Annotated in this window: 19 protein-coding genes and 2 pseudogenes; 7 read left to right on the top strand and 14 right to left on the bottom strand. The window is 41.3% G+C overall.

Going from position 1 to position 22,891, the window contains the following annotated elements:
• Positions 1–8 precede the first annotated feature (8 nt).
• The 7 genes and pseudogenes from EYR97_RS01900 to EYR97_RS01870 form a co-directional block, all read right to left on the bottom strand.
• Positions 9–404: a hypothetical protein gene (locus tag EYR97_RS01900; RefSeq protein ID WP_131092140.1), complete on the bottom strand. Its 396-nt coding sequence runs from the start codon at positions 402–404 to the stop codon at positions 9–11.
• A complete protein-coding gene (locus EYR97_RS01895) occupies positions 394–1,533 on the bottom strand; it encodes a glycosyltransferase family 4 protein (protein ID WP_131092139.1) in 1,140 nt (379 codons plus the stop codon). The genes EYR97_RS01900 and EYR97_RS01895 overlap by 11 nt, the downstream gene beginning before the upstream one ends.
• Positions 1,511–3,436 carry an asparagine synthase (glutamine-hydrolyzing) gene (gene asnB, locus EYR97_RS01890; RefSeq protein ID WP_131092138.1) on the bottom strand — a complete coding sequence of 642 codons (1,926 nt, stop codon included), beginning with the start codon at positions 3,434–3,436 and terminating at the stop codon, positions 1,511–1,513. Before asnB ends, EYR97_RS01895 begins: the two co-directional genes overlap by 23 nt.
• Before the next feature lie 5 nt (positions 3,437–3,441).
• Positions 3,442–4,251, bottom strand: coding sequence for a glycosyltransferase family 2 protein (locus EYR97_RS01885; protein WP_131092137.1), 810 nt, complete (start codon positions 4,249–4,251; stop codon positions 3,442–3,444).
• A 4-nt stretch (positions 4,252–4,255) separates the two neighbouring features.
• On the bottom strand, positions 4,256–5,743 hold the full coding sequence (gene xrtA, locus EYR97_RS01880) for an exosortase A (protein ID WP_131092136.1): 1,488 nt from the start codon (positions 5,741–5,743) through the stop codon (positions 4,256–4,258).
• A pseudogene (locus tag EYR97_RS01875) lies at positions 5,727–6,564 on the bottom strand (XrtA system polysaccharide deacetylase). The gene xrtA and the pseudogene EYR97_RS01875 overlap by 17 nt, the downstream one beginning before the upstream one ends.
• A 4-nt stretch (positions 6,565–6,568) precedes the next feature.
• Positions 6,569–7,981 (bottom strand): TIGR03013 family XrtA/PEP-CTERM system glycosyltransferase, encoded by a 1,413-nt coding sequence (locus tag EYR97_RS01870; RefSeq protein ID WP_131092135.1) that lies wholly within the window; start codon positions 7,979–7,981, stop codon positions 6,569–6,571.
• Between the two features lie 150 nt (positions 7,982–8,131).
• Here EYR97_RS01870 and EYR97_RS01865 point away from each other — a divergent pair, with 150 nt between their 5' ends.
• The 5 genes from EYR97_RS01865 to EYR97_RS01850 are packed head-to-tail and all read left to right on the top strand — an operon-like array spanning position 8,132 to position 12,923.
• Positions 8,132–8,764, top strand: a complete 633-nt coding sequence (locus tag EYR97_RS01865; RefSeq protein ID WP_131092134.1) for an XrtA/PEP-CTERM system exopolysaccharide export protein — start codon at positions 8,132–8,134, stop codon at positions 8,762–8,764.
• A 31-nt stretch (positions 8,765–8,795) separates the two neighbouring features.
• Complete coding sequence (locus EYR97_RS01860; protein WP_131092133.1) at positions 8,796–10,364, top strand: XrtA system polysaccharide chain length determinant; 1,569 nt, start codon at positions 8,796–8,798, stop codon at positions 10,362–10,364.
• Positions 10,364–11,278, top strand: coding sequence for an XrtA-associated tyrosine autokinase (locus EYR97_RS01855; protein WP_131092132.1), 915 nt, complete (start codon positions 10,364–10,366; stop codon positions 11,276–11,278). Before EYR97_RS01860 ends, EYR97_RS01855 begins: the two co-directional genes overlap by 1 nt.
• A gap of 6 nt (positions 11,279–11,284) precedes the next feature.
• The gene (locus EYR97_RS22110) at positions 11,285–11,752 is read left to right on the top strand and encodes a hypothetical protein (protein WP_242634843.1); all 468 of its coding nucleotides are present in this window, start codon (positions 11,285–11,287) and stop codon (positions 11,750–11,752) included.
• Positions 11,739–12,923 carry an outer membrane protein gene (locus EYR97_RS01850; protein ID WP_242634842.1) on the top strand — a complete coding sequence of 395 codons (1,185 nt, stop codon included), beginning with the start codon at positions 11,739–11,741 and terminating at the stop codon, positions 12,921–12,923. The genes EYR97_RS22110 and EYR97_RS01850 overlap by 14 nt, the downstream gene beginning before the upstream one ends.
• A gap of 6 nt (positions 12,924–12,929) precedes the next feature.
• Here EYR97_RS01850 and EYR97_RS01845 read toward each other — a convergent pair whose 3' ends face one another.
• Together EYR97_RS01845 and hldE are read right to left on the bottom strand one after the other, a co-directional pair.
• Positions 12,930–13,988 (bottom strand): XrtA/PEP-CTERM system-associated ATPase, encoded by a 1,059-nt coding sequence (locus EYR97_RS01845; protein WP_131092131.1) that lies wholly within the window; start codon positions 13,986–13,988, stop codon positions 12,930–12,932.
• A 113-nt stretch (positions 13,989–14,101) separates the two neighbouring features.
• A complete protein-coding gene (hldE, locus tag EYR97_RS01840; protein WP_131092130.1) occupies positions 14,102–15,532 on the bottom strand; it encodes a bifunctional D-glycero-beta-D-manno-heptose-7-phosphate kinase/D-glycero-beta-D-manno-heptose 1-phosphate adenylyltransferase HldE in 1,431 nt (476 codons plus the stop codon).
• A 32-nt stretch (positions 15,533–15,564) separates the two neighbouring features.
• On the opposite strand from hldE, the gene EYR97_RS01835 reads away from it, so the two are divergent.
• Positions 15,565–15,915 carry a GIY-YIG nuclease family protein gene (locus EYR97_RS01835; RefSeq protein ID WP_131092129.1) on the top strand — a complete coding sequence of 117 codons (351 nt, stop codon included), beginning with the start codon at positions 15,565–15,567 and terminating at the stop codon, positions 15,913–15,915.
• A gap of 64 nt (positions 15,916–15,979) precedes the next feature.
• Here the strand turns inward: EYR97_RS01835 and EYR97_RS01830 are convergent, their stop codons facing one another.
• Positions 15,980–16,885: a DUF350 domain-containing protein gene (locus tag EYR97_RS01830; protein WP_131092128.1), complete on the bottom strand. Its 906-nt coding sequence runs from the start codon at positions 16,883–16,885 to the stop codon at positions 15,980–15,982.
• Between the two features lie 159 nt (positions 16,886–17,044).
• Here EYR97_RS01830 and glnE point away from each other — a divergent pair, with 159 nt between their 5' ends.
• Positions 17,045–19,945, top strand: a complete 2,901-nt coding sequence (glnE, locus tag EYR97_RS01825) for a bifunctional [glutamate--ammonia ligase]-adenylyl-L-tyrosine phosphorylase/[glutamate--ammonia-ligase] adenylyltransferase (protein ID WP_131092127.1) — start codon at positions 17,045–17,047, stop codon at positions 19,943–19,945.
• A gap of 29 nt (positions 19,946–19,974) precedes the next feature.
• On the opposite strand, the gene EYR97_RS01820 is transcribed toward glnE, so the two are convergent.
• The 4 genes and pseudogenes from EYR97_RS01820 to EYR97_RS01805 form a co-directional block, all read right to left on the bottom strand.
• Positions 19,975–20,592, bottom strand: coding sequence for a TcpQ domain-containing protein (locus tag EYR97_RS01820; RefSeq protein WP_131092126.1), 618 nt, complete (start codon positions 20,590–20,592; stop codon positions 19,975–19,977).
• Between the two features lie 189 nt (positions 20,593–20,781).
• Positions 20,782–21,711, bottom strand: a complete 930-nt coding sequence (gene lpxL / locus EYR97_RS01815) for an LpxL/LpxP family Kdo(2)-lipid IV(A) lauroyl/palmitoleoyl acyltransferase (RefSeq protein WP_131092125.1) — start codon at positions 21,709–21,711, stop codon at positions 20,782–20,784.
• A gap of 180 nt (positions 21,712–21,891) precedes the next feature.
• Positions 21,892–22,143, bottom strand: a pseudogene (locus tag EYR97_RS01810) (DUF3081 family protein); the annotation flags it as partial.
• Positions 22,144–22,315: 172 nt separating this feature from the next.
• Complete coding sequence (locus EYR97_RS01805; protein ID WP_131092123.1) at positions 22,316–22,885, bottom strand: outer membrane beta-barrel protein; 570 nt, start codon at positions 22,883–22,885, stop codon at positions 22,316–22,318.
• Between the last annotated feature and the right edge of the window lie 6 nt (positions 22,886–22,891).

Raw genomic sequence — 22,891 nt, 5'->3', positions numbered from 1 at the left:
TTGTATCCCTACCTTACCCAAACTCTATCAGCCAAGAGGTATCCCTTCTTGACATCTCTTGCATGTATCTCAATCACTTTGTCATTGAAGAAAGCTGTAGTTACTAGATCAAACATCATCCGACTATTTTGATCTTTCAAATCAAAAGCAAAAGCACTGCCTGACGTTATCTCATATCCGTAATCCGACGCACTTTGGATATTTATTGGAAGCTCTAAGACTACAAGCCCTGTTCCTTCACTATTTACATAAACTTGAGAGGCATTACCAACGAACTTACAATACGGCGTTGACGTCTTACTTGATTTACAAAATGCCAACGGCTCTGGTGGCTTCAGGAAATAAATGCTACCAGATAAAAAAACGAAAATGGCCAAAAAGAAAATGCTGTTTTTAATGTTCATTTGCTAACTCCTTCGCCAAATCAACCACACGCCTCGCATTTTTCTGCCAAATAAAGTGCTTGTCTAGCACACTCTGTTTAACCGCCCTGCGCTTCTCATCTAATGCTTGGTAACTTGTTATTGCAGCAGTCAATGCTTCTTTAAATCCTGTTTTATCACCTTTCTCGAAGAAAAGCGCTGTATCTTCAGTCAAAATTTCCTCAATATTGGGGGTTTTTGGCGCAACAATTAAGGCGCCTACCGCCATATACTCGAACATTTTCAACGGCGATGCATAAGCTGTTACATCTGGTTGAAGCGCGATATCAAACTCTTTTACATAATCAAGAACCTTGTCGCGTGTAACTAAGCCTTTAAAGTCAACCTTGTCTGCTATTCCCAATTGCTCTGCTTGTTGTCTAAGATCTGATAGTATATTGCCATCTCCCACGCATATTAGTCTTAATGGGAGTTCTTTATGCTCTGCAATGGCCTCTAACGCTTTGTCCATTCCATGCCAAGGGTGTATGAAGCCAGTAAAACCGATAACAATTTCTTTTTTATGTGAATTGATTTCTTGCAACATCATTTCATCAATAAACTGTTGCCTAACACCATTGTGAATAACAGTGATCTTCGATTCTGGAATGGATATTTTTCGCAAATAGTCAGCCAAAACATCGGTGACAGGCAGGCAATGCGATGCCGTTCGCCAAGTAAAGTTCTCTATTTTCTTTGCAAAACCTTGAAGTGCAAGCCCACTGTACTTTGAACGTTCTTCAACAAGAGGGGCATTAATTTCCAATAACAGTGGCAATCGAAAAAGTTTAGCAGCAAGCACTCCTGCGGGCTGATGCAAGTTATATCGTTCGTAAATCACATCAGGTTTAAACTTAATAATAGCAACAACCAGTTTAATAAAAACCCATAAACTGTAACTGAGCTCGAGGAGCTCGTATAACGCTTTGGGCAGCGCTTTCTTGAGCTTGCTGACGAAACCACCATCACCACCAAAATCCGCATTTTCGTTCACCTTTGGGGCGACAAAGTAAAGCTGATGCCCTTGCTCAATTAAAGCATTAGTTAATTCTTCTACATGAACAAATTGTCCATCCTTAGAGGCTATTCTATGGTGATACAGTATTTTCACTTTCTTTTTGTCCGAAGTGTTTCTCTAAAAACGCATTGAAAATAAGGAGTGACCAAATAGTCATTCCATGCTCGTGACCACGTTCGTGGTGTTCTTCTATTAGATCATTAATTCGCCCTAACGAGAATAGCCCCGACTCAGATAATGCACTTTCAGCCAGTTTACTTTGCAATGACTCTTTCGGTATCTGCCGTAGCCACTCATCTATTGGTGATGAAAACCCCATTTTATTGCGTTTAGTGACAAAAACAGGAAGTAGATGTTTAAAACCATTTACCAGTAATCGCTTTGATTGCCTCCACGATAGGTTCAAAGACGGGGAAACTGACAAGACTTTTTCTACCAAAAGATGATCTAAAAATGGCACCCTTACTTCTAAGGAGTGTTTCATACTGGCCCTGTCTATTTTTGTGAGTATCCCACCAACCAAATATGTTTTAAAATCAATAAGCTGTATCTTTTTAAGGTTATCATTTACCTTGCATTCTCTCGCTATTTCATTAAATAGGCTACGACTAGAGTAACCGTTTAGTTGTAATTTAAAGGATGGAGAATATAGTCGTTGAAGTTGTTCTTGATGAGTAATAGAAATAGCATTGTGGTAACTATCAATGGCGCTACCTGCTAAAGCACTTAATGTTGTCTTACCACGTAAATATTTAGGCGCAGTTTTGAAATTAGGGTAAATAGCAGCTAATGCGCTAAAAAGCCCGCGCCTAACACAGCTTGGTAATACTTTACGTATTTTTTCTTCTACCCACAGCATCTTGTGGTTTCTATAGCCATATAGAAGCTCGTCGGCACCATCTCCCGATAGTGCAACCTTAACATGTTGTGCTGCTACACCTGACAAAATAAATGTTGGAATGGCCGAATTATCGGCAAAAGGTTCGTCATAAATATCAATAAGCTGATCTAAAAAAGTAAGGTCGTTAATCGAAACATTAGTATTAATATGCTTAAAACCTAACTGCGCAGCAATCTGTTTTGCATAATAAGATTCATCGTACTTAGATAAATCAAAACCGATTGAAAAGGTATTGATCGGCCGCTTGCTATGTTTCTGCATAACCGCAGATATTACTGAAGAGTCTATCCCGCCGGATAAAAAACTTCCCAATGGAACGTCAGCCACCATCCGAAGTTTTATTGCTTCTTCGATAAGCAACTCAAAATCTTCAGAAATATCTTGCTTGCTAGATACGTCATTACTTACGTAATTTTCAATCTTCCAATAACAAACAGGCTCAACAGTATTTTTCTGACTAGATAACTTTAAAAGTGCATAGTGAGCTGGCGGTAATTTAAAAATTCCATTGAATATAGTGTTGGGGTCTGCAACGTAACCTAGTGAGAAAAAATCCTCGATGGCATGTGGGTTCAACTTTTTCTCAATACTTGGGTGAACTAGGATAGCTTTCAATTCAGAGGCAAAAAGCAAATCGCCCTTTGTCGTTTGGGCCCAATGTAATGGCTTAATACCTAGTCTATCTCTCGCAACAAATAACAGATCCTGAGGCTTATCATACACAACAAAAGCAAACATACCTCTTAGCTTGTGAACAACATCAGCCCCCCATTCTTGCCAAGCTTTTAGCAACACTTCTGTGTCACAATGCGTTGTAAATCGATATCCTAGAATTTCCAACTCATTTTTGAGTTGCTTGAAGTTGTATATCTCCCCGTTGTAACTTAAAACGACACCCTCACTTTCCATAGGCTGCCTACCGTTCTCCACATCCAATATGGAAAGTCGTTTATGTCCAAGTCCTACATTGCCAGAAACAAAAATCCCCTCACCATCTGGCCCTCTGTGGCGAAGTGACGCAGTCATTTGTCGTAAAGTCGTCTCATCGACTTCTTCGTCAACCGATGCTTTTACCCAAGCTACTACGCCACACACAGGGCTTAACTCCTTTTAATTCGCTTGTACAAGCCATTTAATCCCCAGAAATACTTATGCTTCTTCATGAGATAAAAAATGCCATTCAAGTGGGAAAAATGAAACTTGTTTAACTTAAAACCACGGGATAACTCTTGCGCATCATGTATTACAGAAACATCAGGCACATAGTGAATTTGGAAACCTGCCTCCCAAATTCTTATGCAATAATCCACATCCTCAGGGGAATAAAAAATCCTTTCGTCTAATAATCCAACTTTATCAACAACATGCTTAGGTAAAACCCAGCAAGCAGATATTGCATAATCTACTGCAACTGGCTTTGTCACCAATGAAAGAGGGTTTTCCTTCTTTTCCATTTTCTTCAAAAATAGAAAGCGCTTAGCCTTACCCCAGAGTGTAGGGAATTTGTCGCACGACAGCTGAAAATTCCCTGAAGCATAAGTCACTCTAGGTACAGCTAGCCCTACGTGAACATTTTCGTCTAGGTAACGCATCAAATGCGTAATAGCCAACTCATTCACATAGGCATCTGAATCAAGTATCAGAACAAACTTACCACAAGCTTGCTTCAATGCTTGATTACGAGAATAGGTTGTACCGGTATTTTCTTGTAAATTAATAATTTTCAGCGAATCGCCAAACTGCTCCCGAAACGTCTGAATACAGCCAAGAGAACCGTCAGTTGAGCCATTTTCTACTACAAACACTTCTGTTTTTAGCGCCGCTCGTTGAACGGTTTGGTGAAGTGCACATAAACATTTTCCAATATGCTTTTCAGAGTTAAAGGATAGAATTACGACTGAAATATCCACGTGTTCACTCGCTTTTTTGTTCTTCTAGTTTTATTAGCGCTTTTATAAGGCGTTCATGTGACTCAATACCTTGTGATGCAGCATATAGTGCTACGCCACCAAAGTCATTAAGAGAAAGCTTGCTAAATACCTGCAAACCTTTCACTTTTAACGGGTTACTTGAATACTTGTCACCTATTTTCCAAGTGTAAACAGTACTAATAGACTTCCCTCTTCCATTCTTGAGCTGCAAAAATGTGTAAGGAACCATTCTCCCGTCTATGTTGTAAACACTTTCTATTGATGCAGCAACAGACCAATGTTCTGGGTCGTAGGGTTTATTGCTCCACGTTATCAGTTCTTTCTCTTCGCCCTCAGTGAGGTACGTTATTTCATGGAATATTATTGAATGCCCGTCTGAATTGGAGAAACGTGTATTGTATTTGTCAAAATGAGAATAAACTGGTGCCCAGCCCGCGTATGACACTACCTCATCGACTGTTTGCTCTTGTTCATTAGCATTAGTAAGTACCGATTGCTGCTGACTGTGATAAGTCGTCATCAGCACAGGTCCAAGTGCAACAATCAAGAAACATGCGAATAAGCGTTTTCTATTTATATTCAAATTAACCGTTTTCTCACCGACTTGAGGTAAACGCTTGTCATCATAGAAAAGTCTCGAAAACATCAAAACTAGCGCGGTAACAATAAAGAAAAAGACCCAACCGTAAACTAGGTGGTCAAATCCTACAGCCGCTCGCATATTACTTACATGGCCAATATAAACCATGATAAAAGCACGTATTCCGTTGGCTATTATAGGGGTAATAACTACGCATACCATGAAGATAAATTGCTTCAGTTTAGAGCTAATCTCAAGGTGAACTATAAGTAGGCCGATTGTTATCGTCGAAAATAAAAATCGAATCCCACTACACGCCTCTGCAACATGAAAAAGTCCCTCGGGTATCTGCAAATACCACCCTTCTCTGTAAACTGGTACATTGGCCCACGTTAGCAGCATGACGGTAAGATCGGCTGTAACCTCTTGTAAGTGCGGGATCATGAACTCGCCGAAAGGAACAGACACCATCAAAAACAACAAAGGAAACAGTAGGTGGCGCATAGTCACCAAACCGAATATCCCCCATACGAAAAAAAGAGGCATAGACATTAGTGCAAATTGCTGAACAGCATTTACCAAAGCTAGCTTGCCAATAACGAAAAGAGTAATTGCGCCAACGAGCCCTGAAAACCCGAAAATAGCATCACCACTTTTAGTTCTAGCCAATCCGAATGCATAACGCTTTCGATATATTAACCACACCGTAATTGGAGCAATGAGTATTGCATGTTCGAAGGTAGTAGATTCAAACCAAGTCGACACCATTTGCTCGAACGTACTTAAATAAGCAAAAATCCAAAATGCGATAAGTGCAGCAAAATAGATGACCTGAGTTTGAGTAATTGAAACTCGGGAGTAAATGGGACTTGCATCATTTGATGTAGACATCGTACATACTTCCCCAATTAAAGTCCTTTAATAGCATTTCGATTTTAGATTCCATTCTTGAGAGGTTTACATAGTGTCTAAATTTCGACCGCCAGGTCGCATTCTTGATATAAGGCTGTTTTGGGTCTATTTCCCATGGGTGAAAATAGAAGCTGTAAGGTGCACTTTCTAATTTCATAAATTCGTTAATTCGCTTCTTAGAAAGCCAATAGGGATAAAGACGGAAGTACCCTCCCCCACCAATGCCAACATTAGTATTATTTTTCCGCACTGTGGGCACGGGAATTTCGATCAAACCATTGTCTCTTTCATACTGAAACCTTGGCCAATCAGGTACACCATATAAGTCGTGCTTTATCGGATAAGTACTTGAAGAATAGATAAAGCCTAGTTCTGACAAAATATCGTACGCCCACAGGTTAGAATCATTGATAGAAAAACTGGGCGCTCTATAGCCAACTACGCGCTTTCCAGATATATCTTCAAGGATCTCTTTACTTTGTTTGATATCTTCATAAAGCGCTTCTTTTGACATTTGCGTTGCTCGCTGATGCGCTAAACCATGACTTGCTAGCTCATGGCCTTCAACTACGATACGTTTAATAACATCAGGGCATCGCTTAGCCACCCATCCTAATGTAAAAAAACGTTGCTTTTACGTTGTTATCAGAAAACATATCCAGCAACCTGTGAGTATTGTCACCAACACGAAGACTTATGCTATCCCAATCCTTTTTGTCTACTACATTCTCAAAAGCTGATACTTGAAAATAATCTTCTACATCTACTGTCATGGCGTTTAAGCGACCATCGAGTTTCATATTCTTATCGCCCTTTCCCAAATAGCACTACTTCAACAGTACGGATTAAAATCAGAATATCTAGCAACAGGCTTTGATGTTTGACGTAATACAAGTCAAACTTTAGCTTCTCCATCGAGTCTTCAACGCTCGCGCCATAGGGGTAGTTGAGTTGTGCCCAGCCAGCCAAGCCTGGTTTCACATTGTGGCGTTGATTGTAATAAGGCACTTCACGTACCAGTTGCTCTACAAATTGAGGGCGCTCCGGACGCGGGCCAATAAATGCCATTTCGCCTCTAAAGATATTTAGTAATTGAGGTAACTCATCTATGCGATACTTTCTAATGATATGACCAATTCGAGTAACGCGGTCATCGTTCTTACTTGCCCATTTGGCGCCGTCTTTTTCTGCATCTGGCCGCATGCTTCGAAACTTGATTATTTTGAAAAGTCGGCCATTCAAGCCAACACGTTCTTGTTTGTAGAATACTGATACGCCCGTTCGTCTACCATCGTCAAGATAGATAATTGCAGCGGTGAAAAGCATAATAGGCCAAACAAAGAAAAGTACAATAAAGGCGAGTATGGCATTTAACGTATAGTCTAACGCATCGCGAAGGTAATTTTGGCTTTGAAAACCGTTGGAATAAATTACCCAACTTGGATACATAAGATTTACAACGATTTGCCCAGTCTCACGCTCCATAAAGTCTAGTAGCTCAGTGACTTCTATTCCGCGTAATCGACATTCGAAAAGCGCTTCAACGGGTAATGTTCCTCGACGCTGATCACAAGCAATAACTATTTCTTCGATGTCATTATCGAAGATGAACTTTTGAAGGCTGTCGTCAATGTTAAGATGAATGATCTTTTCTTTCTTTATACCTTCTTCACGGTTGTCCCCTGGAATAGGTATAAACCCTACCAACTCAAATCCAATTCGGTCGACATCGCGTCGCATGCGCTTTTCAATGATAGAAGCACGCTCACCAGCGCCAATGACTAAAATAGAAACTTTGCCCAGTCCAAGTAAACCGAGTCGGTTGGTAAAATAACGGAAAATCACTAATGTGATTATGATGGCGCTAACTGCAGCAGGAAGGAAATACGAATCCATATGTATGCCATCAAAAAAAGCTCTACTCAATACCTCTACTAAAAAGTAACTCAAACCCGCACTAACAAAAATCCGTCGCATTATGCCGCGGAATGTCTCACGAAGTTTAGCTTCATATAGACCTACTGAAAGCGAACACAACAAAATAGATACTGTCAACATACCAACGTTGATGACAAGTTGTTCTACGGGCACATCTTTAGAAATACCTATTTGTGTGAGAATAAAATGGGAAATATACCCCATGTACGCAGTCAGTACTGCTTCCGTTATAACTAAAATATTCGAACGTTTATTCTGATTGCGTTTGTTTAATGCCACTCCTGGCCCCCCAACATTTCCGCATTAATCTCATCATAAAGGTATTTAATCCAATAGACTAGAAGAGATATTGGCATTATAGTGTCAATTCACTTTGTGTGAATGGAATCGAATTATCAACTTACCATAATGAGTGCAGGAATATCTCTTATGTATCGCTTAAGAATGTTGTTGACATTGTGCGCATTTGTTTTGCTTCTCAGCGTCAATGGCTGTAGTCAAACCGGTGTACTGCCTGAGGCAACGACGCGCCCATCTCTGACCACCAACGTCAACGACTATCAATACCTTATTGGACCCGGTGATTCTTTAACTATTTTTGTATGGCGAAACCCAGAGATTTCTGGCAATTTCATTGTCCGTCCTGATGGCAAAGTAACTACGTCACTTGTTGAAGATATTGATGTTGCGGGCAGAACGCCAACTATGCTGGCTAGAGAAATTGAAGAGCAGCTTTCTAAATACATTAACAATCCACGCGTCACTGTAAGCGTTAATAACTTTAGCGGCCCGTTAAGTGAACAAGTGCGCGTTATCGGCGAAGCAACTAACCCAAGCGCAGTTAATTACACCGAACATATGACCTTACTAGACCTGATGATAGCGGTGGGTGGTTTAACAGAATTTGCTAGTGGTAATAACGCGAAACTAGTGCGAGTTGTGGATGGCAAGCAACACTCTTTCAATGTAAAAATAGACGACCTGATCCGCGATGGTGACATCTCTGAAAATGTCGATATGCTACCGGGTGATATTGTCATTATCCCAGAAGCTTGGTTCTAGAAAATGAGTGGTAGACGGAACAAATTATAATATGCAGGATCTTCAACAAACCATCACCCAAATATTAGACTATGTAAAAGGGGTATGGATAAAAAAGCGTTACGTCATCATTTTTTCATGGTTGATATGCCCAATAGGTTTTCTATACGTATCGACACTACCCGACGTATATTCTTCTAAAGCACAAGTCTTTGTAGATACCCGTTCTGTCCTACAACCTCTGCTCAGGGGACTTGCAATTCAAACCAACCCCGACCAAGAAATTCAAATGATGGCAAAAACGTTACTTAGCCGTAGTAATGTTGAAAAAATTGCTCGAGAAAGTGACTTGGATATTACTACGCAGACAGAAGGCCAGTTCGATTCTCTAGTCACTTCACTTACAAAACGCATTCAGTTGTCATCTACCGGTAGAGACAATATTTATAACATTTCATTTTCTGACGAAAAGCCTGCTATTGCGCAACGAGTAGTTCAAGAAACACTAGACCTTTTTGTAGAAGGTACTTTAGGGAATAACAGGAAAGACACTGATACTGCTGGGCGATTTCTAAACGAACAAATAGCAGAATACGAGTCTCGTCTTTCTGAGGCAGAACAACGACTAGCAAATTTCAAACGCCAATATAATGATATCTTACCTTTAGCAGGAACGTATTACGCAAGCTTAAAGTCATTTAATGACCAATTAGAGGCAACACGCCTTCAAATGCGACAAATTCAGCAGCAGGCAGAGTCTCTACGAACGCAAATTACTTCGGCAAAACAAAGCGATAGTTTTAGTGTTACATCACCAAATGAACCCGTACTTCGCACGCGTTATGACGATAGGATTAGAGGTCTTGAAGACGAACTTGATAGACTTCGCTTACGATTTACTGAGCTTCATCCAGATATTATCGAAGTTACCGCATTACTAGAAAGTCTAGAAAAGGCACGAAAACAAGAAATTGATGCATTCTTAAACAGTTCAAGTGATGACGACAACCAGCCAACAACTGAACTTAACAGAGAAATTAAACTAGAAGCGAGTCGACTTGAAAGCCAAATTGCAGCACTTAAAGTAAAAGAGTCGGATTTACTCGACAAAATAGCTGAACTTGAGAGCAAAGTGGATTTAATTCCTCAAATTGAGGCTGAATCTTCCGCACTCAACCGAGAATATGGTGTTACTAAGCAAAAATATGAAGAGTTACTTTCAAGACGAGAATCAGCAGATTTATCTCGCCGTGCTGACGTGTCAGCAGAAGATTTACAATTTAGAATAATTGAGCCGCCACTACTACCCAAACGCCCATCAGGCCCAAATAGACTCATTTTTTACACAGCAATACTCATGTTGGGTTTTGGTTCAGGCATCGGTGTTGCTTTCGTTATAAGCCAATTAAATCCTGTGCTTATTAGACCCAAGCAACTGCTCACCGCATCCGACTACCCTATTTGGGGTACGGTTAGTCACTTAAACAAAGAAAAAATTAGTAAGACCAACAGAACACGTCTAATTGTATTTTTACTTTCGAGCGGAACCATTTTAGCAATGTATAGTGTGTTAGTTGCTGCTGAAGTTATGAATATCGACTTACTAGGAGTGCTATCTTAATGAAATCGACAATTGAAAAAGCACTTCAAAAACACAAGGCAGTTAGTGCTAAAGACGAAACTAGTAAAGCACATAGCGTTGAAACTGAAATTCAAGCAGAACAAACCAAGACTACTAGTGCAAAGGAAGACGTTAAAGCAACAACGACTAAGCCAACAAAAAAGCAATCAAAACAGCAAGCTGAATTCCAAATCGACTTTGAACGATTAAGCAAAAACGGGCACATATCCCTTGATGGTGAGCGCAAACAAATTAACGAAGAGTATCGTGAAATCAAGCGCAAGTTACTGGCCAATGCTTTTGGTTCGCTAGCTAAAACACTGCGTAACCCAAACATCATAATGGTTACCAGTAGTCGTCCTTCTGAGGGAAAGACATTTACTGCGACTAACCTCGCCATGAGTATTGCCTCTGAACAAGATAAAACCGTTCTGCTTATAGACGCAGATGTTCTCAAACCCAATGTATTAAATACCCTAGGTTTAGAGCGTAGAAAAGGGTTGATGGAATATCTCACCGGCGATGTGGATGATATTTCAGATGTTCTCTACTCAACCAATATCGACAAGTTGAAAATTATCCCTGCGGGTAAGTCACACCACCTTTCAACAGAACTCCTCGCTAGCCAAAAAATGCACGATACCGTCGATGAGTTTGCTAATCGCTACCCGGACAGGGTTGTTATATTTGATACACCTCCACTTATCGGTATCAACGAAAGTGCTATCCTTGCTAACTTTGCTGGACAAGCTGTAGTAGTGGTTGAAGAAGGTAGAGCTAAGATTAGTGATATAAAGATGTCTGTAGAAAGGCTTAACCCCGACATGGCAATTGGCTTTGTCGTAAACAAGTCAGTTCACACCGACACAGACGGCAGTGGGTATTACGGTTATTATTATTCAGAGAGGCGTTAATACCCGGTGTCACCATTTACTTTAAATCGCATATTGACAGCTATCACATTGACAGCATTTACCAATTCAAGTGCCTTAGCGAAACTTAATATCAATGCTATAGCTACCGGCGAAACCACTTTTCAAGATGTATCCACTGAAAATAATGGCCGACGCTCGCTGACGACGCTCAGCGTTGTGCCTAAGCTTAACGCCACCTATCAAACTAGAACCTTCAAAGGCTTGTGGACGGGTACTTTCACGCATATTGAGCGAGATAACGATAATGCCAGTCAGCAGCAAGAATATGGAGAGTACAGTTACGCAGCACAGTGGGCCCCCCTTGAAGACTTACTGACTTTTCAGGCCTCTGGCGCTTTAAATTACCAGAACACTAACGCCAATAACTTTCTTCTGTCGGAGTTTTTTAACCAATGCCGGCGATCTTGCCAAAACCCGTTCAAACCGTCTTACTTCGACATTGTCGATTGGTAATAATGACTGGTTTAAAGCAGAGGGCTCTGCCACCTATTCAGACACTGCCTCTGAACGCTCTCGCATATCTCCAAATGCTCTCAATAATGACAGTTATCAATTTACTGGAAAACTCAGTAATGGGGATAATGCGCGTTTTATCTTGTGGGAAATTGATGGTTCGTATATTGATACCCAGCGAAACACCCAAGGCGCGGGTGATTTTATATCAAGAACCGGCAATGGCTACGTTGATATCTATTTGTGGAAGGGGTTGGCTTTACGTCTAAATGCGCAACATGAAGCCAATCAAATTTCAAATAGAAACGATACGTTCAGCCAAGTCAGAGAATTCAACTCACTTGGAGCGGGTTTAACTTACCGACAGAGCCCAAACCGCTCTATTACATTAACGGCAAACAAAAGCGACTCTGATATATCAGATGATGATGGCGAAACGTTTGTTGGGCTCGACGTGGCATGGGCATTATCGCCCCGTACTCAAGTAGCACTCTCCTACGGTAGACGTTTCTATGGTAATTCAGCGTCTGCCAACATTGGATACAACTCGAAGTATTTTCGTACCTCGTTTACTTATTCAGAAGATGTCACCAATACGTCAAGACTCATTGCCAACCCTGAAAATTTAGGCGTCTTTGTTTGCCCAATTACTTCTACAGCACTGTTTGATTGTTTTCAGCCTAATAGCTTAACGTACACTCCAAATGCCGACGAGCAGCTAGTTGAAATCACTACACAGAACTTAGAATTTGACGACAATATTATCCTCAGAAAGAGTAGTAACTTCCAAGCTGGCTATGACTTTTCTCGCGTAACATTGGCTTTTTCTTGGCGCTATGCGCTCGATGATTACTTAGACCTTAATAGACAAAGGCGAACCTATTCTTTTGGCTCAAATTTAGCCTATCGTCTAGGCAATAACACACACATCACCGGCAGTATTAATTATGCAAATATTACTGGTCGCGGAAGCATATCCACAGTCCAAGGGGAAAGTGATAACTGGAACGCCTCTTTAGGCTTTGAAAGAAAAATCGGTGAAAATATTAGTACCAAGTTTGAGGCCAATTACCGAAAGCAGGAAGGTGATCTAAACTCAGGTGGAGGCCTTTTTGGTAATAACTTTGCAGAACGTCGCGTTAGCGCATCTATAATTTACAAATACGAATAACCTATTTTATTCTTGAGTACCATCACTTTTTAGTCGTACATAAGTTTTGAATTTTTTCTTCATTAACTTGTCGACGTACTGAGTCATTTTTACTTTGTGAGAAATAGCGTCATCCAGCGCATCTACCAAACTTGCCAACATATCAAGGTAATAATCTGCGTTTCTAATGATGTTTCCTTTTGGTGTCATCAACACATTTGACTCACTGTCACTCGGTTCAGATGCCTCAGCGTCAAGTAATGGCCGTTCAGGCTCAAACATCTCAGATTTAACTTCGTCAATTACTTCATTTACCGCATCAACGGTAAATGTTTTCACCTCTTCAAGAAAACCGTACAGCATAACCCTGTCCATCAGTGTATTTACTTTTCTAGGAATACCTCGCGTGAAAGTAAAAATACTGTCGTAGGCCTCTTCACTGAAAAGCTCTCCGCCATGCCACCCTGCGTTAGCTAAACGGTAATTAATGTACTCTTTGCATTCTTCTAACGTCAGGGGAACTAAGTGACATGAAGCAACAATACGTTGGCGAAACTGCTCCATATTTGGCCCTCTTAAAATAGCCTTCAGTTCTTCTTGCCCCAACAGAAAACTTTGAATAAGTGGCTTACCGTTTCGCTGAAAATTACTTAACATCCTAAGCTCTTCAATACTTTCTAGTGGTAAATTCTGAGCCTCATCAACAAGTAATAGTGCGCGCCTTCCCGCCTTGGCTAAGTCATAAAGGAATACCTCTAGCTTTTTTAAAATATCCGCTTTACTCAAACCCTCTGTGGCAATTTCGAATTTTGCCGCTACCATTTTTACTAATTCATCTGGAGTCAGTTTTGGCGTAACAATTTGCGCTGCTGCAATATCATCTTCAATTTCTTCTAGTAAGCTATTGGCGACTGTTGTTTTTCCTGTACCAATGTCACCCGTTATTACAATAAACCCTTCAGCTTGTGATATACCATATTGCAGATATGACATTGCCCGCTTATGCCACTTACTGGCAAAGAAAAAAGCAGGATCAGGTGTTAACTGAAAGGGCTTGGATTTAAGTCCGTAATAACTTTCGTACATGCATTTTACCGTTAAGTTGTTCGCTTTGAGCTTAATATTATTCTAGCCTGACTTGACCAAGGAAGTGAAACAAAGGCCCTCGTTTAGCACGATGAGTCACTTAAACCAATGCATTAGCGCAATTTGTTCTGCGTGATACGCTCTATGATGCCAGTGGTTGATACACCGTCTTCGAAGCTAAGTACGCGAACCTGCCCGCCATTAGCGATAACTTCTTTGCCACCAGCAATGTCATTAACATGATAGTCACCACCTTTTACCAAAATATCAGGCAGTAATCGCGCAATTAAGCGCTGCGGAGTATCCTCATCAAACGGCACAACCCAGTCTACTGCACTCAATCCTGCAAGCACTGCCATGCGTCTACTTACGTTGTTTACCGGTCTTCCTGGGCCCTTTAACTTAGTTACCGAAGCATCAGTATTAACGGCAACAATAAGTCTGTCACCGAGCTGTGCGGCTTCTTCTAGGTATGAGACATGCCCAGAATGCAGGATATCGAAGCATCCATTGGTCATAACAACACGCTCTCCCCGAGCCTTTGCCGCGTTGAGTGCTATGGCAAGTTGATCTTCTGTCATAACACCGCCGTCCAGATGCACAGACTGCTCTCCCAGTGCCAAGGCAAGCTCAGTATTGGTTACGGTAGATGTACCGAGCTTACCAACGACAACGCTTGCCGCCAAATTAGCCAGTACACAGGCAGCCTGAAGCGGGAGATTACATGCAATGGCAACAGCTAATGTTGAAACAACCGTATCCCCTGCCCCTGTGACGTCATACACTTCTTTTGCTTTAGCCGGCAAATGAAATTCTGTGTTGTCCTCTTCAAACAGCGTCATGCCATCTTCAGAGCGTGTCACCAACATCGCACTGAGCGCGAGTTCTTTTTTAAGTGATTGCGCTTTTTCAACCAGGGCTTCTTCTGAATCCACCTGGCCCACTATACCCTGAAGTTCATCCATATTGGGCGTGATCACAGAGGCACCAGTATACTTGGCAAAGTCACTGCCTTTAGGGTCGACAATTATTCGTTTACCCTTCGAGCGAGCTTTTTCAATAAGAACTTGAGGGTTACTTAAACACCCCTTGGCATAATCACTTAAAATAACCACATCAACACTGTCTAGCGCTTTGTCGAACGCTTGCTCTAGATTCGATTTATCGGCTTGCTCGAAGCTTTTTTCGAAATCTAATCGCAGTAATTGCTGATTTCTGCTCATTACCCTAAGTTTGGTAATGGTGTCGAAACCTGTTACTGGAAAAAACTCGCAGTTAATGTCGTAGGAGTGTAATTTTTCTTTAAGTATCTTTGCATTTTCATCATCACCGCACATGCCAAGCAAGGTCACTTTCGCGCCCAACGTCGCCACATTTACAGCAACGTTCGCCGCACCACCCGCTCTGTCTTCAGTTCCGCTAACATTGACCACCGGAACAGGCGCTTCAGGCGAAATCCGCTTTGTACCACCACTCCAATAACGGTCTAACATTAAATCGCCAACAATAAGCACGTTTGCTTTACTAAAATCTGGTAACATCATGATGAAACTAACTTATATTATATGAAGTTCAATTGGCACAGAGTATAACAGCCAACACTGGCAATACCCACCATAGCAAATCAAATACCCAATGGTATCTTTATCTCATTGAAAATAAACTTGGCCAGCTATACACAGGCATCACCACTGATCCGGCAAGAAGAATGGCCCAACACAGTGGAGAACTTAAAGGTGGGGCCAAAGCACTAAAGGGTAAAGCGCCTTTGTCGTTTCGTTTAGTTATTAAAGTAGAAAGTCGCTCGCAGGCATCGGTGCTTGAGGCACGGATAAAAAAACTCTCTCGAAACCAGAAAAATGCCATTATAGCTTCAGGCCGGTTCGAAGAGTTTCGGTGCGTAAAGTCAACTTTTCAAAAATTGTAGTTCGCAAAATCCTGTAGTATCTCAAGACTTCGTGCTTTTAGTCAGCAGCAATGATTGATGAATATTATCCACCGATAACCGCATTGATGATCATGGCAATACCAATACTCAATGTGAACCCTAAGGCGGCAACACCGACATTGTGCTGTTGATCAACTTCCTGACGATAGTTCATTCCAAATAGGATAATACGCTTGCTCACCATAACCAACAAATGAAGTGCCAGCGTCATGCCTACACTCACTATTAGCCACCCTGTTACATTACTTACATATCCTGAGGGGCTATAAACAAGGAGATCCTTGGCCGCAGAAACAATCATCGCAGTACCTAACAGATTACCCGAATGTTCTATAGCCAACGCCAATTGCCCTTTCTCTAATGCCCCTTGAAAAGAATCATTTTGGTTATCTTTGGCATAACGAAACTCTAAAATTCTCGTCATGACCAAGAGCATGGTTAATACAACAGAAAAGCCCGTGACAATAGCGATAATGGCGTTTAAATCACTGCCATCAACCCATACCATAATGTTTCTTAGCACAATGGCACTGGCAACAAGACTGGCTGCATCAACAAGCGCAACACTAACACTGCGTTGTGAGATCATTTCAGGGGTATCGATTTGATTAAGTACCAGCTTATCGTGAGCAAAACGTCCAAATTTCACCAATACTATGCCCACAATACCAAAAGTCAGCATGCCGATAGCCGCTTCTTTATAGCCCAACCCAACGTGTCTTCCCACTACAGAGCTCAACACGATACAAAGCGATAACATGCCACCAGCAATGCTTATCCCAAAAGCAAAGTTGTCTTTAACGCCTAATTCTTCTGCCACAGAATAATCGCGAAATGCGCCTGAAAGCCACTTCATTACCATCAGTAATAACAGCGCAATACCTACGTCCATCGCCAAATAAATCAGTAATTCTTGCGATATAGGTACTAGTTTTACTAAGGCTTCCACGTTATCTTTGCTCCCTGAACATTGAATATTCTTATACCCTGCCATCTTATCTTTATATCGGTTTTATGTAAGGTGCATTTTTATCGATTTTACGTAAAACGTGACAGTGGCTGAGTTTCATTTAGTAAATTAAATTTACATTAGGTTTAAGCGAGTATTATGCCAATAGAAAACGAAAATAGCATGACTAACCTAGAGCAAGCTGAAAAATACTGGCAACAATTATTGTCGTTACCGACGCTGACAGATGAGACAGTACAGCTTGTTAAAGCGAATGAAACGCACCTGTATCAGGCATTCTCTCGCTCTTCGTTCTTGGCATATACCATCCTCCACAAACCGCAACTGCTCAGTGAAATTCTGGCACATCAACCTAGCAAAGAGCCTTTAAAGGACTACAAAACTAGACTATCTGCGGTGTTACAGGATACCAATAACGAAGATGCATTGTTTGAAACCTTGCGTAAGTTTCGAAATAAAGAAATGGCGAGAATCACGTTCTGTGATGTGCTTAACAAACAGTCTATTGAAGAATCGCTTAAACACGTTTCCGCACTAGCAGATACCTTGGTTACAGGTGCCTATTACTGGTTATATGAAAGCCTTACTACGCGCTATGGCAAACCTGTTGGTGAAGATGGTGACATGCATATGTATATCCTAGGCATGGGCAAGCTAGGCGGTGGTGAGCTCAACTTTTCGTCCGATATAGACCTGATATTTGCCTATCCAGAAAAAGGCATTACCCAAGGCGGAAGGAAAAAGCTAGAAAACCAGCAGTTTTTTACCAAACTTGCGCAAAAGCTTATTCAAGCGCTAAACAAAATAACCAATGAAGGTCAGGTGTATCGCGTTGATATGCGGCTACGTCCATTTGGCGATTCAGGGCCATTAGTTATGCACTTTGCTGCACTGGAAGACTATTACCAAGACCAAGGTAGACATTGGGAACGCTTTGCGATGGTCAAAGCAAGAATTTTAAATGACGACGGAAGTACTGACGTTAAATGGTTAAAAAGTATCTTACATCCGTTTACTTTTAGGCGATATCTTGATTTCACGACTATAGATGCTCTGCGTAACATGAAAAAGCTCATCGCCACCGAGATCAGACGCCGACGTTTAAGCAACAATATCAAATTAGGTGCAGGCGGTATTCGAGAAGTCGAGTTTTTTGCCCAAAGTTTTCAGCTTATTCACGGCGGACGAGAACCTTCACTACAAAGTAAATCACTGCTCTCCACCCTAGATGCTTTGGCAGAGCTAGGTATAGTAGAAAATTCGGTAACAAGCCAACTCAAGTTGGACTATCTGTTTTTACGTAAGATTGAACATACCTTACAGCAAAGCCAAGATAAGCAAACACAAACTTTGCCCGATACATTATGGGAAAAGCAGGCGCTTATAGCGGTTATGGGGTTTAAGTCTTACGACCAATTTATAAATACTCTTGAAGAGACCATGGCAAGAGTTCACGGTCATTTTAATGAACTTGTTGAAGAGTCACATGAATCTCACACCGAAGAAGATACATTGTTTGATGCTTGCCAAGATGCATGGCAACTTACACTGCAACTGGAAGAGTTTTACGGTGCCTTTGCCGAGCATTTAAACGAGCAAGAGATTACGGGTATTTATGCTGCCCTAAATGACTTCAAAGAGAAGCAACGCAGCTATCGCATTGGTCAAAAAGGTGAAGATACATTAAACAAATTACTTCCCGAAATAGTCTACGTATTGGTGGTACAACATCCGACACACATGACGCTTGTTTTATCCAGATTGCTCGGAGTAATTGAAGCTATTACTGGTCGCACGACCTATCTAGATTTATTACTGGAAAACCCCGATGTTTTGAAGCAACTGGTGCGATTATGTGAACGAAGTGATTGGATTGCACAAGAAATAAAGCGCTTCCCACTGTTACTAGATGAGCTATTAACGCCGCTTTATCTCGGTCAGCAAAATACCGATATCGAAACTAGTAAAACAGAATATACCGATGAGTTAAGAGAGACCATGCTGCGTGTGGAGTTTGACGATATTGAGGTCCTGATGGATTCTTGGCGTCAGTTCAAACTTTGCCAACAACTGCGTATAGCTGCCAGTGATATTAGTGCTTCTCTACCTATTAACAACGTCAGTGACAAGTTAACGGTATTAGCCGAAGTCATTTTGGAGAGCGTTGTAAATGCGGCTTGGATGCAAATGCGAGAGCGCTTTGGCGTACCTTCACATTTAGAAGAGACAGATAAAGGCTTTGCAGTTGTTGGTTACGGAAAACTCGGAGGTTATGAATTGGGCTATGGCTCAGATCTCGACCTTGTTTTTCTGCACAATGCACCGAGAGGTAGTACCACTAACGGCACAAAGTCCATTGAATCACAACAGTTTTATATAAAGCTAGCGCAACGCATTATGCACTTGCTCAATACCAAAACACTATTTGGGCAACTCTATGAAACTGACTTGCGACTTCGCCCTTCAGGAAATGCGGGGTTATTGTGTTGCCACATCGATGGATATGAAAAATACCAAAAGGAAGAAGCGTGGACTTGGGAACATCAAGCACTAGTAAGAGCACGCGCCATTTGTGGCGACTCGACTCTACTCGATAGCTTTAACCACGTGCGTAAGTCAATTCTTAGTTTGCCCAGAGAACGACAAGAATTGGCATTAGATGTAAGTAAAATGCGGTTAAAAATGCGCGACCACCTTCTGTCTAAAACCAATGAGAAAGTAGATTTAAAACAATGTGAAGGTGGCATTACCGATATTGAATTTATGGCCCAATATTGGGTGTTAGGGTATGCGCATTCCCATAACAGCTTAACTGACTACCCTGACAACTTGCGCATTTTTGATGCCGCAGTAAACGAAGGCATCATAGAACCTGAAACTGGAAATAGCCTTCAAACGTCATACCTTGCGTTGCGCGAGCAATATCATCATTTAACCCTAGCTGATACTAAGTTTGCAGATCAAACTGACGCGCTTGATAAAATTAGAGAAAAAGTGAAGGGATACTGGGATACATTATTTGGAAGCTGTGTAGATTAAAAACCACTGCGCTCCCATATTCTATAAGATCAGCTTCTTATTAATTTACAGTTGCTGCTCAAGAATTCAGTTTCTTCTGCAGTAACAATCAGTGTGCGCTGCTGCGCGCACAAGTACGCTTTTACTTCTCCTTCAAAGCTACTGTCGATGGCATTGGCAATTTTCGCAAGAGAGCCGGCTACCGTGCTGTCTAGCTGAAACCTGTGTTTGATAACAAAGTCTTGTTCCAAATTCCAGATAAGTTGCATCCCTTCAGCTTGCGCATATTGAGAGATCGCTTCACGTAAGGTGTTTCCCTCTTTAAAGGTTCTAAACTTATGTTCACCAGTCCACCCTTTTTCAACTGGACGTGTTTGGCTCGACATCTGGGAAAGCTTTTCATCTAGATTTGGATCAACACCTGCAATATCTAATACAAAATCCCCTTGCTCTTCCTTGAGCGGATCTGTTGCCGACATGCGAAAATCCCGATAGAAATCACTCAAGCCACGAGAGACCGACTTCTCTTCGACCTGAATATCTGCCACAGATGCATTTTCTTCGTTTTGAAGGATATAAATAAGAACACCCGCAATAACGACCAAAACAGCTGCGAGTCCAATTTGCTTTGCCCAAAACGCTGAACTTGAATAACCAGTCTGTGCCATGTTCCCTCTGTCTTGTCTGCTCTCGCTAATCTCTTTACTTTAAATAGCAAGAAAAGGTTAAAGTATGTTAATCATTCACATTGTTTTATTGTATAACAAGCTCACAGAATCACTATTGGTCTTTAGATTTATAACATTAACAAAACGTTTATGGGCATCTACCATGCCTCACTTATGACCTATTCGCATTCAATTATAGAGTGAGTCAGGATTACTTTCTGGTCGCGTTTTAAAGCGTTTGTGCATCCATAAATAGCTCTCGGGCTGTTCTTTTATCGCGGTATCTATGTGCTTATTGAGAAGCGTGAGAGCCTCTTCATCATTCATGTCAGCCAGCGACAATAAAGGCGGATAGATTTTTATCTTGTAACCACGCTTCGTGTATTGAGACGTGATAATCATTGGCTCGCTCTTGCTTCGGCGAATGAACATTAGCGTTGCAGTTGTTGTTGCAGTGTCCTTTACACCACCAAAAGGCACAAAAATACTTTGCTTCGGCCCGTAATCTTGATCGGGCAAATAAAGGCACAACTCTTTATCATCAAGTGCTGCCAATAGCGCTTTGGCATTACGCTTGTCTATCATGTATTTATTTGAGCGATTTCTTCCGTGGTACTGGAGATAATCGACCAACGGGTTGTTGTGCTTTCTGTAAAACGCAATACTTGGATGAAAGAAACCAATACCACGACATGCAAACTCAAGGTTCATATTGTGTAGCGCCATTCCAAACACACCTTTGCCTTGCGCAAATGCATTTTCAACGTGCTCAGTACCTTCAATTTCTATTGCACGCTGAACACGCCAACTAGGCCACCACCACCCCATCGCTGTTTCAAACAGCGCCATACCCGTACGACGCACGTTTTCTTTATACAGACGATTGACGTCACCTTCGCTAAGCTCGGGGTTCCACAACGCCAAATTTCTTTTGGCCACTTTAGCCCGTTTGGGCACAATTAACGCAATTAACTTGCCGGTACCCGAACCAATTGCTCTGATCATAGGTAACGGTAACCAAGTTATCAGGTATAAAATAAATACCCCAACCCACACTAACCAAAACTTAGGACCCAAAAACGCAAATTTGAATTTTGGTGCTTTAATTGCTGCAGCCAATGTATAAACCCTTAAAAACTATATCGTTCAGATTGTAACAGAAGGGAATTTCTGGGGCTATCTGGCATACACTGTTATTCACATTAAGGTTGAACGTCGAAGCGATTTCAAACTGACTGAAGAGAGTGACGGCGCGCTTTTCTTCAAATCGAAACTGAAGTTGTAAACAAGCTTTAAAATGTGTTGTCTATCTGCTTCAAGTTTTTTTTCAAATGACACGTAATGGTCAGCCGATGTGTAATCAAATCGATACTGATTGTGAAAACCGAACTGTAGTTTTACATTCACATCTTCAATGAATAATGTGTAACCGTCATAATCAGTAAAAGCCGTAATCCCCATCAATTTGTATTGTTCGTCCTCTTTGTCACCATGCTGACGAATTTTATCAAAAACTTGGAGCAAAAATTTACTATCTAATTCGTTTTTCATAGTTAAACCAGGTTATTAACGTTCTCATTTTTACTGCTAAGGAATCGTTTTGGATCCGTGAGCCACTTCAAGCAACGTAGCTGAGTGAAGTTATAGAGCCTGTTGAGCTTTGCAGTACGTTTTTGCAGCAAAGTTTTACACAATCTAATGAAGTGAAGTATTTAACGCTTGATTAAAAATTATAACGAAAACCAATATTAACAATGTGCGCAGAGAAATCATCTTGGCCACCCAAATACATGTATTCAGTGCGCACCATTGAATTGCGCGATACATAATAGTCAAACCCCAAGCCTACTAATCCTGCAACAATGGTATCGTCAACGCAACAAGTAGCGGCTTCAGTACCACATGCAGAAGCGTCTGTGAGCGTTTCCTCCACACTAATACTTGCCACACCCACTTTATAAAACAGTTCACCTTCTGGGCTTCCCGCCTTTCCGAGCAGCGCGAGGTAAGCCCCGTGGCTTGTTAAGCTTTCATTTTCATCTTGTTTATCTATTAGTGAAATATAACCACCTTCAACATACCATTGTTGGTCAAACTGATATCCTATCGCGCCTGAGTAACTAACGTCGCTTTCACTGCTAGTGTCGGTATCAACATTGCTGTATCCGACGTTGGCAACTGCATATATATTTGCAAAGGCATTTCCGGTAAACGTTAAAGTCGCAATAGCCAATGAGGCACACACCGTTTTCAAAAAACGTATTTTAAGAAACGATAAAGAGAGCTTTTGCATGGTTTT

The sequence above is a fragment of the Alteromonas sp. KUL42 genome (assembly GCF_006538325.1).
Taxonomy (GTDB): domain Bacteria; phylum Pseudomonadota; class Gammaproteobacteria; order Enterobacterales; family Alteromonadaceae; genus Alteromonas.
The sequence above is the reverse complement of the archived record's forward strand: the minus strand, read 5'-3'. Positions and strand labels throughout refer to the sequence as shown.